Raw genomic sequence first — 17,378 nt, 5'->3', positions numbered from 1 at the left:
AGCACCCTCAAAACCCCCACCAAGCGGCAAACACCCATACTGACGTTCGCGTCAACGGCGAACGTTTGGGCAAACCATACTTAGTTCTAGCGACAAAATCATCTGCCGGTGGGACATTTCCCGAACCTTGCGCAGGGCGGAGATGCAAGAGCGTCATCGAGGGGGCGGTCCGATTAAGTTGGGTGCGCCCGGTTTGTCGTCCCGTCGGGATAACCTCCGCACGTGGACGCCGGACTGTATGAATCGCTTCTGACTGCGCGACTCAGGGCTGAACTGGAGGACGCTCCTGGCCTCGTCGCCGATTTGAGCACCGTCGACGACGCCGAGCAGGCACTGGTTCTCGCGCGACACCTCAGTCCGCTTATTGAGCGGCAGCTGCGGTCGGCGCGCGGCGCCGAGGAGCGGGCCCAACTGACGGCGAAGATCCTCGACGCTCTGGGGACAGAGGACGTCCTGACTGAGGGCATTTATCAGGACGACCCGAGCAAGATTCGTCGACTCGATGCGGTCACTGCCGATGTGCTTGGCGCCGAGCGGCCACCGCGGCCGGCCACTCCACTATCGGACGCAGCGCTGATGACAAACGCACGCAACGAACCAACGCTGGCCGCCGAGCTAAGGGCAGAACTCTCCAGCGCTGACCGTGTCGACCTGTTGTGCGCGTTCGTCAAGTGGCACGGGCTTCGCCTGCTGGAAAGCCAACTCGCCGAGCTACGCGACCGCGGCGTCCCATTGCGTGTCATCACGACCACCTACATCGGCGCCACCGACGCAAAGGCGCTTGACCGGCTTGTTGACGAGTTCGGTGCCGAGGTCCGGATCAACTACGACACCAACATGACCAGGCTGCACGCGAAGGCGTGGCTGCTTCGGCGGAACACTGGTTTCCACACCGCATACGTGGGCTCGTCCAATCTGTCTCATTGTGCGCTGGTCGACGGGCTTGAATGGAACGTGCGGCTGTCTGCAATCGCCACCCCGCACCTGCTGGAGAAGTTCAGCGCGACGTTCGACTCCTACTGGGAGAACCGCGAATTCGAACCGTACTCGCCGTCGCAAGACGGTGACCGGCTTCGGCGGGCCCTGGAAGTCGCATCCGGCAAGAGGGAGCGCGATCCGCTCGCCATCACCCTGTCCGGATTGGAGGTGACCGCCAAGCCGTATCAGGCCGAACTGCTTGAGCAACTCGATGCCGAGCGCGTCCTGCACGACCGGCATCGCAACCTGATCGTCGCCGCCACCGGTACAGGTAAGACCGTCATCGCTGCGCTCGACTACCGACGACTCCGCGAGGCGCACAACTCAAACCTGAAGCTGCTGTTCGTCGCGCACCGCAAGGAGATCCTCGAACAGGCCCGCCGCATGTACCGGGAGGTCCTCACCGACGCGACCTTCGGCGAGATGCTCGTCGACGGTCAGCAGCCGCAGAGGTGGCAGCATGTGTTCGCCAGTATCCAATCGCTCTCGGTTGACCGCCTCACCGGCATCAAGCCTGACCACTTCGATGTGGTGGTCATCGACGAGTTCCACCATGCCCAAGCGGCGTCCTACCGGAGGCTGCTGGACCATATCGAGCCGGTCGAACTGCTCGGTCTGACGGCAACCCCGGAACGTAGCGACGGCATCGATGTGCGTGCGTTCTTCGGTGGGCGTACCGCCGCGGAGCTGCGCTTGTGGGACGCGCTTGAGCAGAATCTGCTGTGTCCGTTCCACTACTTCGGTATCCACGACAACACCGATCTCGAAGCGTTGCAATGGAAGCGGGGCGGCTATGACCTCGCTCAATTGAACAGCCTCTACACCGGAAACGACGCTCGTACCCGCATCGTGCTTGACCAACTGCGCGACAAGATCACCGATGTCGGTGACATGCGTGCCCTGGGATTCTGCGTCAGCGTGGAACACGCGCGGTACATGGCCGGGAAGTTCATGCAGGCGGGTATCCCGGCGCGTGCCATCGTGGGCCTCGATGACACAACCGAACGCCGTGGCGCCCTTACTGCGCTTCGTGATCGAGACATCAACGTGCTCTTCACCGTCGATCTCTTCAACGAGGGCCTCGACATTCCTGTGGTCGACACGGTGCTATTCCTGCGGCCCACCGAGAGCGCCACGGTGTTCCTGCAGCAGCTCGGCCGTGGGCTTCGGCTCGCTCCTGGCAAGTCGGTCTTGACCGCCCTTGATTTCGTCGGTCACCAGCACCGCGAGTTTCGCTTCGACCAACGCTTTCAAGCGCTGACTGGACTGACCCGCAAGCAGTTGGAACGCCAAGTGCAGGAGGGCTTTCCCTTTCTGCCCTCGGGCAGCCAGATCATTCTCGACACGGTGGCCAAGGAGCTGGTGCTCGCGAACATCAAGCAGCAGGTCGCTCCAAAGAAGGCTGCGCTGATTACGGAGATCCGTGGGTATGCGGGCAAAGATCTTGCGGGCTATCTCGACGAGTACCAGCGTGGCTTGGACGATGTCCTACGTGCGGATCGTTCGTGGACGACGCTGTGTCGGGCGGCCGGCAAACTGTCAGCCGACGCCGGCCCGCGGGAAACTGAACTGGTCAAGCGACTTAAGGCGATCGCTCATGTCGATGACCGCCGCCGCGCCGATGCCTACCGGGCGATGCTCGCGGGGACTGGCCCGGGCGGCTCCGTGGCTGAACAGCGGTTGGCTCAGATGCTGTTCTACTCGCTGTTTCCGGGCGGCGGTGGATTTACCAGTCCTGGCGAGGGAATCAACGCTCTTCACCGCGAGGAGATTGTCGATGAGAGTGGCACTGAGCGAGATCGAAGATCGGCCCCGCGAGGACATGCTTCGGGAGAGAGCGTACTTCGCGGCGCTCCTGGAGTTGACGCGCGACCACGGACTTGCGCTCTACGATCCCAGATACGACCGGCTCTACGATCCGCGCGGCAGTATCGCCAGTGTGGAGGTAGAGCTCGGGGAGGGATCGAAAGTGCCTTATCTCAGTCCTGGGCTACTGGCCGAAATATTCGACTACCCGAGTGACGCGCCTACTGCGATAGTCGTACGCGCTGGCTCTGACGACTACATCCAGTCCTATTTTCCTTGTGGAGAGCCGGTGGTGGTCGAGCATCACAGATTCGAGACCGATCAGCACTATGAGGCAGTCACACCGGATCGTCAGCTGGCGCAACGAGTGCTGTGGGGATGGGCAACTGCCAGCACCGACTGGGAGTCGGCTTTGTCCTGGGAATCTGTGGAATTAGAGTAAACACCCGCGTGCACAGATGTTTCATGAAGCATCGTTCGATGCTTTCTAGCTGACCGGCACCCATCGCACAGAGCAGGCGGGTCGACTCGTCGACGGAAGATGCCGACCCTGCGGGAAGCACCACGAAGCGATGGATTGTCAACTCTTCGTCGTTCTCGCTCATCTCACCCTATTTAGGCTTCGTGTTCTCGGCCCGAGCGTGGGCCACCAGGCGACTATGGATGAAAGTACGTCCAGCGCGATCTGTGGCGTCCGAGTGCCTGATAAGAATGCCTCGAACCACTTGGGGCGTGAAACAGGACGAAGGCGCCAGCGGCTATGGGGGCGACATCCAGATTTTTCTAGCCGACACGGACCGCCACCGCCCTCAACTCCCGGTACAACATCGGCGCCAAACCCAACCGGTGCTTCAGCTCCCGCTCCAACCCGGCAATCGGCACCAGGTTTTGCGGTGCCCGCCCGTCCTTGTATTCCACCGAGGCGAACCGGCCCAGCAACGACTGCGTAACATTCGCCAGCTCAACCACATCCGCCAGTGGCAGTTCGATCGCGGCCTCCAGACGGACGATCCCCGCCCACGGACCCGCCGGCAGGCATGGCAACCGCAGATACCATGAGTAGCGGTCCCAGCTTCCCCCGATAGCGAACACTGGTGTGCGTTCGTTTCTCCCGAGTTCGGCCACCACGTTGTTCAGATCGTTTGGCAGGTACTGCGCGTTGTGTGACTTCACATAGCCGAGCGCACGCGGCAGATGTGCCCGCCCGCGCAGTGGCCCGTCGACGACCAACAGATCATCGTCACCTGTGTGACCGGCCGTGCGGGCGTCGACGGCCACGTTGACCTCCAGATCGGTCAGCGCGCGCTGTAACGCGTTGGTCAGCGTCGCAGTGGGCGGCTGATCCGGGGACGAGACGGTGCGATGGAAGGCGTAGCGGCCGGAGCCCGTGTTGATGTGCGCGCCGGTGTGCGCGTCGGTGAACAACCCACGCCGCACTTCCGAGGTCACCATATGCGCGCCCGCGGCACAGGAGCACACCACCCCCGCGGCGTAACTCGCGCACAGGCCGGGCACCGCACGCGCGCCGTCACCGTCGGCGCCCTGCGCATCATCGATCCAGGCCCGGGCGTCGATGCGCCGCACACCGTCGACGAACAGCACCGCTGCCGGCACGCTAGCCCCGGAAACCGGCGGGACGGGTTCCCACGAGGAACTCGAAACCTCCAGTGTGGTGTCGACTTTCGCTGAGGTTTCGGAAAGATCCAGCGTCTCCAATGCCGAACCGTAGCCTGGATCCCAGCCGTCGACACTGAATCGCATCATTAGACCGACACCCGCTCAATATGCGACCCCGCGCTGTCACGGACCACCTCGAAACGCACCGGAATACGCTCCGCGAGCGCCCCGACATGGGTGATGACGCCGACCATCCGCGAACCGGAGGAGGCCAGGTTCTCCAACGTGCCGGCGACGATGTCCAAGGTGGCCTCGTCCAGGGTGCCGAAACCTTCGTCGAGGAAGATGGACTCCAGCTTGCTTGCCCCTTCCGCGGCCAGCGCGGTCACCTGCTCCGACAGCGCCAACGCCAGTGCCAGCGACGCTTGGAAGGTTTCGCCACCGGAGAGGGTCTTGACCGGACGCGACATATCGGCGTCGTTGTGGTCAATGACGAGGAGATCTTGAGTGCTGCGGGTCAGTTCGAACTGCCCTCCCGACAGTTCCAGCAGGATTCGGGAAGCGTCCAGCAGCAGCGCGTCCAACGCACTGGCGATCAACCAACGAGGAAACTGATTGGCGCGCATCAAGTTCGACAGCAGGTGCGCTACGTCGGCGGACTCGGTGAGCGTCTTGGTCTCGGCCCGCATCTGCTCGGACTGCCGGTGCCGATCCTCGATGTGTCGCAGCGATCCCTCGGCGGTGGCGACGGCGGCGGCGACCGCGGTTGGTGCCGCGGTCACCAGCTCGGCGGGACCGGTGGCGGGAGCAACCTCGATACCGTGCCCGGTCATCGCGCTGATCAGGGAGTCCGCCGCGGCGACGGCATCCCGATCGGCGTTGCCCAGTGCGTCCTGAGCGTCGTTGATGGCCCTCGTTCTGGCCTGCGCCTGCTCGGCGGACCAGGCCGTCAGCAGATCCCAATCGGCGAGCAGGCTCACCCCCGCCACCTCCGGGGCGCCCAACGCCGTCAGAGGATCACGCAGTCGCCTCAACCGCTCCCAGCTGTCGGCGATGGCTGATGCCGCGGTGGCGACGGCTGCGCGGGCAACCCCGGTCGCCGACCTGGCCTGCAGCAGCTGTGTATTCACCTCGGCGCCCTGCTGTTCGAGGGCCTTTACCTGATCCAGCTCGGCCCGTGCGGCGTCGGCTGATGCCTCATCCGCGAGGAGGCCGGCCAGTCCTGTCTTCCGCACCCAAGCTGTCTGCAGCTCCGTTCCGGCTTGCGATGCGGCTACGCTCGCCGCGGTCAGCGCGGTCTGGGCGGACTGCGCCCGGCCCTCCGCAGCAGCAGCCTCTGCAGCGCCAGCCTCGGCGTCCGAGCGTGCCCGCGCCGCCTGCGGAGCCAGCAGCTCGATGTGACCGATGAGTGAATCACGTCGTGCTTCAGCCCAGGTGGTGAGCTGACTCCACGCGGCGCCGACGTCGCCATCGTCGATCGGAGGAGGGTTCAGCGCGCCCACCGTATCTCGAGCGGTGTGCAGCGCAGTCTGCGCCTGTCGGGCCCGCTGCTGTGCGGACTCCACGGCCCCCTCGGCGTCACGCACAGCCGCGCGGGCAGCCGTCGCTGCGGTGTCTGCGTCGCGGCGGTGAGCGTCCAACGCGGTGCGCTGTCGAGTCAACTCGGAGAGGTGTTGTCGCGCCATCTGCGCGGCGGCCAGCACCGCGCCCAGACAATCGCTGTCCATCGGCTCGCTGAGCGCACCGAGATCAGCTCCGAGGCTGGTCAAGTGAGTGATCAACGATGTTCGGGCCGAATGGCACTGATTCAGCCGCTCGGTGCGCACCGCGAGGGCGTTCTGGTGTTCGCGGTCCAGCTTGGTTGCCGCCGCGCGGGCCCGGGCATCCTCATCTTTGGCCTGATCCAGCGACGTTCGCGCCGCCGCGAGGTCGACATCGCCGGCATGGGGAAGGTCGGTGATCTGTTGTCCACACACCGGGCAGTCGTCGCCTGGATGTAGGTCGGAGCGCAGCGCGGCCGCCTGGTCGGACTGTTCGGCCTCCCGCAGTGCACGTTCGGCAGCTGCGAGTCCATCTGCCGCAGTCACGCTCACCGCATGTGCGGTGTCGGCGGCGGTGTACGCCGCGGTGCGTTGTTCGGCTTCGTCATTGTCCTGTGTGACGATGGTGACGATTTGCTCGGCGGCGCTATCGGCCGCTGATACTGCTGTCGCATCGGGCAGACCGGCCAACTGCTCGACGAACACCTGCTGGGCTGCCTCACAGTCGGTCACGCGCCGCCGGGCCTCCGATAGCGACTCATTCGCGGACGCGAGTGCTGCCGCGATCTCAGTGATGTCATCGGGGGTGTGTAGGACCTCGACTAACCCGAGATGAGTGCGTGCGGTGTCACAGTCGCGTTCCTGCTCAGCCGCGTACTGCGCCGCGGTGTCGCTGGCGGCACGGGCCAGTCGCGCTGTCTCGGCGGCAGATTCGCACGCGGCTTTGGCGTCGATGAGGGCTGCGCGCGCCGCCTCGTCGGTCTCCGTGAGAGTGGGTAGCTGCACATCCAGCTCATTCAGTTCGTGCCAGTGTGACAGCAGCTGCTCCAGTTCGTGCCGCGGACGCGACGCCTGCACCGCAACTCGAATATCATTGTCCCGCTGTTCGATCGCGCGTTGATCTGATTCGGCCGACTGAAGCCGGCTGTCGGCCGCACTCTTCTGGGCATCCAGTGATTCGACACCCGCCGGTTTTTCGATAGTCCGTAGCCCTTCGCGTTCGGTGGTGAGTTTCTGCAATGCGGACTGGGCAGCATCGGCGGCGGCGAATGCTGCCTTCAAATTGGGTAGCGCGACCGAGCTGACGTGATCGCTTAGCTCGTGCAGGCCCTCGACGATGCGCCGCTGGGAGTCGATGTGCTCCGGCGTGGCGTCTGCAAAGTGGGCGAGTTGCTCGGTCATTACGTCGGACCGGGACCGTGCGTCGGACTCGCGGCTGTACGCCGCCCTCTGGATGCGGTCGTAGACGTGGTAGCCCAACAGGTTCTTTAGAATCGCTTGGCGCTCGGCGTCGGTGGCGTGCAAGAACTGGGCGAACTCGCCTTGGGGTAGAGCGACCGACTGGGTGAACTGCGCGAAACTCAGGCCGAGCAGTCGCTCGACCGCCGCGTTGACCCCACGTCCGGTCGCCAAGGTGATCACCTCATCGTCGGGATCACCGGTCGCATCCGGGGACTGAAACTGCTCCAGGCGTGCCTCCTTGACGCTGACGGTCGGGTTCTTGCCACCGCTGCGGCGAACATCGCGTAGTGCCGCATAACGCTCCCCGCCGACATCGAAAATAAGGCGCACCACCCCGCGATTCACCGTGGGAGCCAGTGTGGGAGCCACCGCGTTGCGGTCATCCCAACGCGGCACCGTCCCGTATAGCGAGAACACCATCGCGTCGATGACGGTGCTCTTCCCTGACCCGGTCGGGCCGACGAGGACGAAAAAGTCGGCGTCCCGGAAATCGATGATGGTTCTTGAGCGGTAGGACGCGAATCCTTCGAGATCGAGCTGGATTGGTCGCATCTCAGGAACCCTCCGAGTCCGCCGACGTGACCTCATCGAGCAATTGACGAAACAATGTGTCGAGCCGGTGATCGGCAATCTGCTGTTCGGCGCAGAACTCGTCGAACAGCTCGACAGGAGACTTGTCCGAACGATCCTGGGGTGCGGGCCTGTCGCTGGGGGCGGCGAACTTCGGATCGATGCGCACTTCGATCGCATTGGGAAGAAGCTCGATCACCTGGTCGCGCAGTCCGGCCCGGGTGGGTTCCTGAACGTAGACCCTCAGATAGTCGTCACCGAAATCAGCTGCAGCTGTGGCAAGCTCGGCAACAGTGCCCCGGACCGTCCGTAGCCGCCGACCTGCGGTGATCGGACAGTCTTCCACGCTCGCCGGGCTGGTGGGTGAAGCCTCGACGAGGAGAACAACATTGACGTTCTCCTCCTCCCCGAAGTCGACGGCGACCGGTGATCCGCTGTAGTGCACCGGGCAGGCAGCGGGCATCGACTGACGGCGATGTAGGTGTCCCAGCGCGACATAGTGCGGGTCCGAACCGAACGCCGTTGCGGGCACGTAGTAGTCGAAAATGGTTTGTGCGGTGCGCTCGCCGCCGCCGAGCAGGCCGCCTGTGACGGTGAGGTGGGCCATCAGGATGTTCACCGCGTCCGGGGTGAATCCGGTTTTCAGATGGTCGATCAACTCCCGCACCTGCTGGTCGTACACACCGGCGTGCTCGGCCGGTGTCTGTGTCAATAGTTCGGTTGCGCGAACCGCATAGCGGGTGGTGAGGAACGGAAGCACCGCAACGTTCACCGGTTCGCCGGTGGACCTGGCGTGAAATGACACCACGCCGCCGGCGGTGGCCTGCCGGGCCTGGCCGAGCAAGTGGATGCCGGCGGCGGCCATCAACGGCCGATACGCATCGAAAGTCCCTGCGTGATCGTGGTTCCCGGCCATCGTAATGACTTCAGTACCACCCTTGCGGAGCTCGATGAGCGCGTGGACTACAAGTCGCTGAGCCTCCGCCGACGGTACCGACGTCTCGTAGAGGTCACCGGCAACGAGCACCGCATCGACGGCCTCGTCGTGCGCGATACCTACGATCTCCTTGAGCACATTGGCCTGCTCGGCGAGCCGGCTGCGCCCCTTTAGTGTCTTTCCGATATGCCAATCGGAGGTGTGGAGGAACTTCACGGTGCGCTCCGTCAGAATGGGGGATCGTCGTCGGGTTGTGGAAGTCGACTCGGGAACGCAGTGCCCCCGGATGAAGCCGCCGATGGCCCGGGACCAGCACCGACCTCGGAAAGTCTTGTCGCCCAGGCAGGAAACGGGAACTCCACCGCTAGCGGCACCGGGATTGCGGGCTGGCTGACGAACATCGTCCCGGGTTTGGCGATGGTAGCGCGCATTCGCTGACCTGAGGGCAGAAATCCGTACTCGGGGCGGGACGCCTCGGCGGAGTCGAGCCGACCGACCACCTTGATGGCGCTGTTGCTGATGATGCGGCGCTCGACCTCACTGGCGGTCTGCTGGGCTCCGATCAGGATGATGCCCAGCGACCGGCCACGCTCGGCGATGTCGAGTAGCACTTCCTTGATCGGGCTTGACCCCTCGCGCGGGGCGTACTTGTTCAGTTCGTCGAGCATGGTGAACAGCAGGCTGCCGGGGCCGGCCGCCTCCTTGCGGGCCGTCTCGGCGGCGAGCACGACACCGGTGACGAAACGCTGGGCCCGTTCCATCAGGTTGTGCAGATCGACGACCGTCACCTGCTGGTTGGCCGTAGTGATCTGCCGGGTGGCCCGGTCCGGGATGTCGCCACGGATCAGTTCGGCCAGCGCCCGCTGGCTGGAACGCAACCGGCGCACAAAGGCGTTCGCGGTGCCAGCACCGATGGCCGGCCCGGCCCAATCCGCCATGGTGGCTGGGTCGGTGACCCGGTCGACGATGAACTCCACAAGTTCGGCGTAGGTGCGGCAGTGCACACCGTCAACCGTCACGGCGCCGTCGCTGCCCACCGGCGCCGCCTCACGCCGCAGCTTCGCTGTGACCTGATGCACCACCAGGGTGTACTGGTTGCGTTCGTCCTCGGCGTCGGCGAATACGTAGGGCAGCAGCCCGTCGGTGCAGAACTCATCGATCGTCCACCAGAAGGCGTGCACACCATCAGTGCGCCCGGTGACGTTGGGGCGCGCGTTGTTGTCGCCCGGCGTTGGGGGCGCGAAGAATCCGACCGACTTGAACGGTGCCGCGGGCAGGCCGAGTCGGGCGTAGCTGTCCCGGAGGCCGTCACCGTCGTCGCCGCTGAGCCTGGTGTTGGGTTTGTCGAGGAACAGTAGATCCTCACCCTTCACCGAGAACACGAGCGCCTTGGCGTTGTGGGCGTGCGCCAGCACCCCGCCGTTGAACAGCGCGTGCAGCAGGAACAGCGCGAACGAGGTCTTGGTCGCAACACCGGAGATGCCGCTGATGGAGATGTGTGCGCCCCGGTTGCCGTCGATGAAATCCAGGTCGACGAAGACAGTCTCGCCGTCGCGTCCCGCCCCGACCGGCAGCCTGCGTCGCATCTGATCGAAGTACAGCGCCTCGGATCGTTCGGTGCCGGTGGCGCGCCGAGCCACCGCGCCGGGCCGCGGCGGCACATACAGTTCGGGCTCGACCCGCGTAGTGGTGACCTCGGCGATCTCCTGCACCCGCGCCGGCAGGACACCTTCGGAAACGAGGAACACGTCGCTGCCGAAGGTGGCCCCTTCGTGCCGGGACCGGACATCCGTGACGATGCCCGACGTCATTACCGTGCCCCTGCCGGGCACTTCGCGCGAGGTCGCCACCACATCGTCGAGTTGCAGGTAGGCGTCTGGGTACAGGGCGACGTGGAACACCAGGGGCGTGGCGTCTTCGGTCCCCACTACCTGCCCGACGGCGCCGGCGTTATCCACGTGTGCGTTGGGTGGGTCGCTAGTCACGACGGTCGGCCCCCTCTGCGCTCGCCGCAGATAACGTGGTGACAACGCGCGCAGGTCAGTGATTCGTATGCCGTTGTAACGTTCGAATTACCGACGATAGTCACTAAGCGGGACCCAATTCGGTCAGGGCAGGCCAATTTTGGCCACCGCCTCATGTACCGAAAACGATGCGATGCACTCGTCCTCACTGTGTGCGATCACCCGCACGTCCTCCCCAAGATCAACGGATCATCAAATCTCGCAAACCATAGCTGCGTAGTCTGACAGCGTCGGTGGAACTGAACTGATTGCTCAGGGGCACCCGCTACAACTCTGGCTCGCGCGCATCTCGCGGTCGTCTGAAGCCAACGGATGGAACGCAAGAATGATCGATTTCCAGTCATTGTCACCACCCCTGTGCTAGCTGCGCTAACCTTCGCTACGACGATACCTGGCAAATTAACGTTCGCGATGATATTTATGAGAAGCGACCTCCGGTAGAGGCTACTCGACGGTCTGCACGTCGAGCTGTCGGCGTTCGCGTGTGCGTTTGTGGCCAGGTTTCCGCACGTGAGAATTCGACAGACTCGGCCGACGGTGCTCGGAAATCTAGGGGGATAGATGGGGGAGAAGCCCGGACAGTATCTGCTATGGAACGAGCTACGCGGCGACTGGTGCAACTACGACATTGTCGGCGAGCAATACCACGGCGTGGCCATTTACGGTCTGCTGCCTGACGATTGGTCAAGGGAAGGCTTCGAAACGCAGCGGATGTTCGAACTGGTCCCAGAACCAGCGAATCCGCACGACCGGTGGGCGATCTCTGTGCGCGCCGACGGCAAGACGGTTGGCTACATCCCACGTCAGGACTGCCAGTCATGGGCCAACGTCGTCCGACGGGTTGCCGCCTCCGGCCTGATCGCGATGGTTCCGGGCCGCATCTACGCTCGTGATGCCAAGAACTGGGATGAATGGGACGGCGAGAACGACCCGCCCCGGGAGTTTGCTTCGACCGTGCAAATTAAGCTCGGCGATCCCGACGGCGCGTTGCCGATCAACAATCCGCCGACGGTTCCCTACACCATGATCCCGCGGTCGGCGATCGTGCAGGTCACCAAGGAAGACGAGCACACCGACGCATTGCTGAAGTTCGTCCCCGGGTCAGGGTATGGCACCTTGTTTGTGACCTTGCACGAAAGTGTCTCGGGCCGGGCGGCATCCGCGAAGCCGGTCGTCGAAGTGCGTATTAATGACGAGCGAATCGGTCAGTTGACACCGCAGATGAGCCAGCGGTTCTTGCCAATGATCCGACACCTTGCGTCGCGTGGACTGGTCACTGCATGCTGGGGTGACATCAAGGGATCGGCGGTAGCTGCAGAGGTGCGGATCGACGGCATCAAGGCCAACGAGGCAGATGAAGTCGTCCTTGACGGTGAACCGGTGACGCTGCCGGCGCTGATAGATAAGCAGGACGACCCGGAGACGTATGCACTTCCCGGATGGATCGATATGGCGGTTCAAACCGGCGCGCGGCACTCCTATGAATCTCAGCCCGAATCGACCACGTCCTCCACGCCGGCGGCGCCTCCTCTGCCACCCGCAGCGTGGTACGACGATCCGCAGAATCATCGGATGTTTCGCTATTGGGACGGGCTGCGCTGGACCGAGCACGTGGCACCGAAAGTCAGGTAGGGGCTTTGATACCGGACGCCACGCTGCCGGTCCGGGTGGTCGAGTGGAACGTCGCGATGTCACTCCACAAGAAAGCTCATCTTCTCTCCGACTTAGAACCCACCATTGCGATCCTTCCGGAGTCTGCCAACACCGAGCGCACCCGAAACGCCCTGCGGGATATAGGCGCCACTTCTATCAGGTGGATCGGTACCAACCCAAACAAGGGGTTGCTTGCGGCCAGCTTCGGCGAGTGGCAGCTGGATGTCGACGCCAGCTACGACCCGGGATACCAATGGGTGCTGCCGCTTCACCTCAGTGGGCCGAGGGATCTGCGGGTGCTTGCCGTGTGGGAGATGGACAGGCGTGGCACCGGGTATCCGGAGGCGCGACAACGTGGCTCGGTGCGGGCCGCACTGCCGCATTACGCAGATTTCTTAGCTGGGGACGCCGACCTCAGCCTAATCAGTGGAGATTTCAATGCGTCGGTCATCTGGGATAAGCCGGGGAAACTCCGAAACTTTGGCGATCTGAACCGCGAGCTACAGTACCGTGGCTTTGTCAGCGTGTACCACCATCATCACGGATGGAATTTGGGAGCAGAACCCGATCCCACTCTTTGGTGGCGTCGTAAAGAAGACGCCACCTACCACATTGATTACACCTTCGTATCCCGTCCCGACGCCATCAAGAATGTCGTAACAGGCTCATTCAGCGATTGGATTGCGTACAGCGACCACAGCCCGACGATCATTGATCTGGACGTTCCGTGCTCACAAGACGGTACAAAGTGATCGCCAATGTGGTTGTGGCCGTTGATCCGGCGATTCACGTCGGGAATGTCAGACGTGCGTAGTTCAATCGTCTCGTGGAGGAAATTGAGCCCGGGGGGTCAAGTCATGCCGAGCAGTCCGTCCAGGACGCCATCCTGCATCTGCTCGACGCCGATACCGCCCTTGACGACGTTGCCCGCGACCTCGTCGTCGGCGCCCTTGCCGAGGTGGTGGATGAGAACGGCGGGATAACAGCCGACGTGTCGCCCACGTACCTGACCAACATCACGGTGTCCGGGTTCCGCGGGATCGGCTCCACCGCCAAACTCGACCTCCACCCGGCGCCGGGGCTGACGGTGATCAGCGGTCGCAACGGCTCCGGCAAGTCCAGCTTCGCTGAAGCCGTCGAGCTCGCTCTGACCGGCAGCAGCTACCGATGGCGCGGTAAACAGGCGCTCTGGTCCGAATCCTGGCGCAACCTACACAAGCCGAACCCGTGCGCGCTGCGGGTCGGATTCACCCGCGAGGGCAGCGGGCCGGTCAAAGTCGGAGTCGACTGGGAACCCGAGGCTGAGCTGGCCGATCGCACCCTGTGGACCCAGCGCGACGGTGAGCAGGCAACCGACGGCATCGACAGTCTCGGGTGGGTGGAGGCACTGGAGCTCTACCGTCCGGTGTTGACCTATGAGGAGCTCGGCCGGCTGTTCGATGGGGGACCGTCCGCGCTATACGACGCACTGGCTCAGCTTCTCGGTCTCGAAGTCCTTGCCGCCGTGGAGAAGAAGCTGGCCGCCGACCTGAAAGATGCCAAGGCAGTGCGCGATACGGCTGACTCCGTGCGCAAACAGGCCATCGCCGCGCTATCGGAATCCGACGATGAACGCGCGGCTCCGCTGGTGAAGCTGCTCAAGAAGCACATCCGTCCGCTTGACGAGATCGTGGCCGCGGTGACTGGGTCGGGCCACATCGATCGCGAGGTGATTCGACCACTCGAAACACTCAGCCAGATCGCTGGACCCCAAATCGCGGACATCGAACGCTGCGCCACCCGGTTGCGCACCGCCGCCGAGGCATTGCGGCGCACCGAGCAGGACCTGGCCGCGCTGACCGCCGAACGCGTGGACCTGCTGCACAGTGCGTTGGACTATCACTCCCGCGCGGGGGATACCGAATGTCCGGTATGCGGGGAGGGCCGCCTTGATGCGGACTGGGCTGACCGTGCGAGGACGTCGGTCACCGAGGGTGAGCGATCGGTCGGCGAGTATCGTGCCGCACTAGCCGAAGTGAAGGCTGCCCGTACCGACGCCGATACCCTTGCCGCACAATTGCCGCCCGCGCCGGCGGTCCCCGGTGTGGAGCTCGCGGCGCTCGACCCGTATATCACCGCCGCCGAGCGCGCGCGAACATTACCCGCCGATCACCAGGCATGCGCCACCCATCTCGAAACGGTGCTGCTCGACGCCGTCGGCGCGGCCGAGGCTCTGCGGGGTGAGTCGGCCAGTGCACTGGCCGACCGCGAGGATGCCTGGGCTCCGCTGGCCGAAAAAGTGGCAGCGTGGATCCCGGCCGAGCGCCGAGCCCAAAAACTCGACGACCAATTCAAGGCGATTACCGCTGCGCGCAACTGGGCCACCAAACAGGGCGCCGAGTTCCGAAATCTGCGCCTCAAACCGATTGCCGCGCAAGCCCGTCAGATCTGGGCTGAGCTGCGCCAGGAAAGCAACGTCGACCTGGGTGACATCACGCTGACCGGCACCGCGACCAAACGCAAGGCGGTTCTCGGAGGATCGGTCGACGGCGAGCCGACACAAGCCCTGTCGGTGATGAGCCAGGGTGAGCAAAACGCCGTCGCGCTGGCCTTGTTCCTACCGCGCGCCACCTCGGTCAGAAGTCCGTTCCGTTTTGTGGTGCTTGATGATCCGATTCAGGCCATGGATCCATCCAAGATCGACGGGTTCGTCCGGGTGCTCACCGACATCGCGCGTACCCACCAGGTGGTGGTGTTCTCCCACGACGACCGGCTGGCCTCGGTCATCCGGGAAACCGGGATCGACGCACGCTTGATCGAAGTCGTCCGTGAATCCGGTTCCAAGGTCCGGGCGCGTCTCAACATCGACCCCGCCCGGCGCCTGATCGGCGATGCGTTCGCCATGATCCAGGACGACAAACTGCACGATGATGTGAAGGGCCGCGTCGCGCCGAACCTGTTCCGGATGGCGCTGGAGTCGGCGGCCAAACAGGCGCACTACGCACGGCAGTCGACGTCGGGAACAGAACGTTTTGTCGCCGAGGAGCAGTGGCAGGCGGCGAAGACCACTCGCCAGCGCCTCGCGCTGGCGGTCCTGGGCGATGCGAAGGCCGATGTGTCGGGTTGGCTCGGTGCGCAGCCGGGCCGAAAAAACGTGCTGGACATCGGCAATACCGGCGCACACGGCAAGGTGGGCACGCTGACCAAGGCCGATGTGCGTGACCTCGAACGCGCGGTAGCGGATCTCGTCGGTGCGCAGTGAGCGCCGTCGAGCTGTTGGGTCAGGCGCAACGCATCCTCAATGAACCACGGCCGGATGGCCTTTCCTCGCGCATGGCGGCATTTCTGGCCCGTCAGGCGCTGGAACAGCTCATCGAGCAACGCTGTGAGCGTCTCGGTGCGCCAGTGGCGTGGGCCAGTACACGCAGCAAGCTGGTGGTTCTGAGGTCCCTGGATTCAGAAGAGGCTGCCGACTCTGCTGCGATCGCGTGGAACCGGCTCAGCAGCGCGTGCCACGTGCATGCGTTCGAGCTGCAGCCGTCAGCCGCCGAGGTTAGGCACCTTTGTGGGGTTGTGGCGTCGCTGCTGCCGGCATGAGTGTCAGGCGGTGATTCCGGCCCTCCGCCTTGCGTTCTTTGCATGGCGCGATTGACTGCACCGCATCCACACCGCGGCATCAAGCAGGCGAAGTGTCGAAATCGAGTCGGCCGGTGCGTTGTCTGGACGACTGGCTTCGATCGATTCCCGCACGTTGGGGTCACTCAGGCAGGCACGCAGGGCGACCCAGGAATCGTCCCCGAGATTCAAGGCCGCAATGATGACGCTGTCGACCACAGGGATCAGCCGTGGTCTCTTACGGGCCATGAGCTTGCTTGCCCGAGTTCGGCCGACTTTAGGGAGATCACGCAGCGCCCAGTACAGAGCTTCAGCGTGCGCCACATTCTCGTCGGACACATCCCACAGGTCCACATCGTCGGGCACGGCCGAGAGGAGGTTTTTGAACGTCTCCGCGTCGGTTTCCAACAGGCTGCGGACCGCAGGAGGTGGGAGTGCGACGTCGAGCAGAGTCACCGCCAGTAGGTCCGTTGTGGTGAAGCGATTGCGGTCGTTGTCGGGCAGGGTGTCGTAGGTCGTGGCGGCGAACGGACCGTCGGTGTCGAAGAATTGTTCAACCAGCCGCTGGGCGGGCTCGCAGACGAAGGACAGCACTCGGTCTTGCAGATCGGTCATCACGGCCGCCCGACCGGTCGCGCGTAGCGCTCGTGAACTGCCTTGACCTGGCGCGCCCAAAAAGCCAGCTTGTCGTCAGCGGTGGCTGTGTTGGGCAGCAGCCCTAGTTCAGTGGCGAACTTGTAGTAACCCGGTCCGGGATCGTTCTGGCCGATATAGGACACGATCGCCGACAGCATGACTTTGGAGTCGTCGATCGTGCGTTGCACCGCACCGCCGAGGACTGCCCCCACGGCGGCGCGGTCCCGCTCCAATCCGAAGTCGAACGGGACGTGACCGGCCCGAACCAATGCCGAGTTCAGGTCGCTGTAATTGGTGATGCGCTTCGACTGCGCCTGTTCAGTCAGAAAGCTGATGGCATCGTCGACCATCCGGTCCCACTCGTCGTCGCTGCGTCCATACACCCGCGCATCCTCCCCAAGGTCAACGGTTCATGAAATCTCGCAAACCATAACCGTGGGGTACGACACGGCCGGCGAGATTGCGGAGCTTTACTCGTGTGGCACCGTCCGCCTCGTTGTCTCCAGACTGGCCCGACCGATAAAGCTGTGACGGCGTTCCCTGGCGAATTTACCGATACGT

General features: G+C 63.9%; 10 protein-coding genes and 1 pseudogene. 5 read left to right on the top strand and 6 right to left on the bottom strand.

Annotated elements, in window-relative coordinates:
* Positions 1 to 222 precede the first annotated feature (222 nt).
* Positions 223 to 2,760, top strand: a pseudogene (locus A7U43_RS21835) (DEAD/DEAH box helicase); the annotation flags it as partial.
* An 807-nt stretch (positions 2,761 to 3,567) separates the two neighbouring features.
* Here A7U43_RS21835 and A7U43_RS21830 read toward each other — a convergent pair.
* The 4 genes from A7U43_RS21830 to A7U43_RS21815 are packed head-to-tail and all read right to left on the bottom strand — an operon-like array spanning position 3,568 to position 10,895.
* Positions 3,568 to 4,548 carry a hypothetical protein gene (locus tag A7U43_RS21830; RefSeq protein WP_231963377.1) on the bottom strand — a complete coding sequence of 327 codons (981 nt, stop codon included), beginning with the start codon at positions 4,546 to 4,548 and terminating at the stop codon, positions 3,568 to 3,570.
* The gene (locus A7U43_RS21825; RefSeq protein WP_197499889.1) at positions 4,548 to 7,955 is read right to left on the bottom strand and encodes an AAA family ATPase; all 3,408 of its coding nucleotides are present in this window, start codon (positions 7,953 to 7,955) and stop codon (positions 4,548 to 4,550) included. The genes A7U43_RS21830 and A7U43_RS21825 overlap by 1 nt, the downstream gene beginning before the upstream one ends.
* Position 7,956: 1 nt before the next feature.
* On the bottom strand, positions 7,957 to 9,126 hold the full coding sequence (locus A7U43_RS21820) for an exonuclease SbcCD subunit D (RefSeq protein ID WP_067999334.1): 1,170 nt from the start codon (positions 9,124 to 9,126) through the stop codon (positions 7,957 to 7,959).
* 11 nt (positions 9,127 to 9,137) lie between these two features.
* The gene (locus A7U43_RS21815; protein ID WP_231963376.1) at positions 9,138 to 10,895 is read right to left on the bottom strand and encodes an ATP-binding protein; all 1,758 of its coding nucleotides are present in this window, start codon (positions 10,893 to 10,895) and stop codon (positions 9,138 to 9,140) included.
* A 600-nt stretch (positions 10,896 to 11,495) separates the two neighbouring features.
* Here A7U43_RS21815 and A7U43_RS21810 point away from each other — a divergent pair.
* From A7U43_RS21810 to A7U43_RS21795, 4 genes are all read left to right on the top strand, one after another.
* Positions 11,496 to 12,566: a DUF2510 domain-containing protein gene (locus tag A7U43_RS21810; protein ID WP_067999329.1), complete on the top strand. Its 1,071-nt coding sequence runs from the start codon at positions 11,496 to 11,498 to the stop codon at positions 12,564 to 12,566.
* 35 nt (positions 12,567 to 12,601) lie between these two features.
* A complete protein-coding gene (locus tag A7U43_RS21805; protein WP_067999327.1) occupies positions 12,602 to 13,339 on the top strand; it encodes an endonuclease/exonuclease/phosphatase family protein in 738 nt (245 codons plus the stop codon).
* Positions 13,340 to 13,413: 74 nt separating this feature from the next.
* On the top strand, positions 13,414 to 15,828 hold the full coding sequence (locus A7U43_RS21800) for an AAA family ATPase (RefSeq protein ID WP_067999325.1): 2,415 nt from the start codon (positions 13,414 to 13,416) through the stop codon (positions 15,826 to 15,828).
* Positions 15,825 to 16,163: a hypothetical protein gene (locus A7U43_RS21795; protein ID WP_067999323.1), complete on the top strand. Its 339-nt coding sequence runs from the start codon at positions 15,825 to 15,827 to the stop codon at positions 16,161 to 16,163. Before A7U43_RS21800 ends, A7U43_RS21795 begins: the two co-directional genes overlap by 4 nt.
* A gap of 3 nt (positions 16,164 to 16,166) precedes the next feature.
* Here A7U43_RS21795 and A7U43_RS21790 read toward each other — a convergent pair whose 3' ends face one another.
* Together A7U43_RS21790 and A7U43_RS21785 are read right to left on the bottom strand one after the other, a co-directional pair.
* Positions 16,167 to 16,796 carry a DUF6308 family protein gene (locus A7U43_RS21790; RefSeq protein ID WP_067999320.1) on the bottom strand — a complete coding sequence of 210 codons (630 nt, stop codon included), beginning with the start codon at positions 16,794 to 16,796 and terminating at the stop codon, positions 16,167 to 16,169.
* The gene (locus tag A7U43_RS21785) at positions 16,796 to 17,167 is read right to left on the bottom strand and encodes a hypothetical protein (protein WP_197499888.1); all 372 of its coding nucleotides are present in this window, start codon (positions 17,165 to 17,167) and stop codon (positions 16,796 to 16,798) included. The genes A7U43_RS21790 and A7U43_RS21785 overlap by 1 nt, the downstream gene beginning before the upstream one ends.
* Positions 17,168 to 17,378 lie beyond the last annotated feature (211 nt).

Origin of the sequence: Mycobacterium adipatum, assembly GCF_001644575.1 — a bacterium.
GTDB classification, from domain to species: Bacteria; Actinomycetota; Actinomycetes; order Mycobacteriales; family Mycobacteriaceae; genus Mycobacterium; species Mycobacterium adipatum.
Note: the sequence above shows the minus strand (reverse complement) of the source record. Positions and strands in the feature narration are given on the sequence as shown.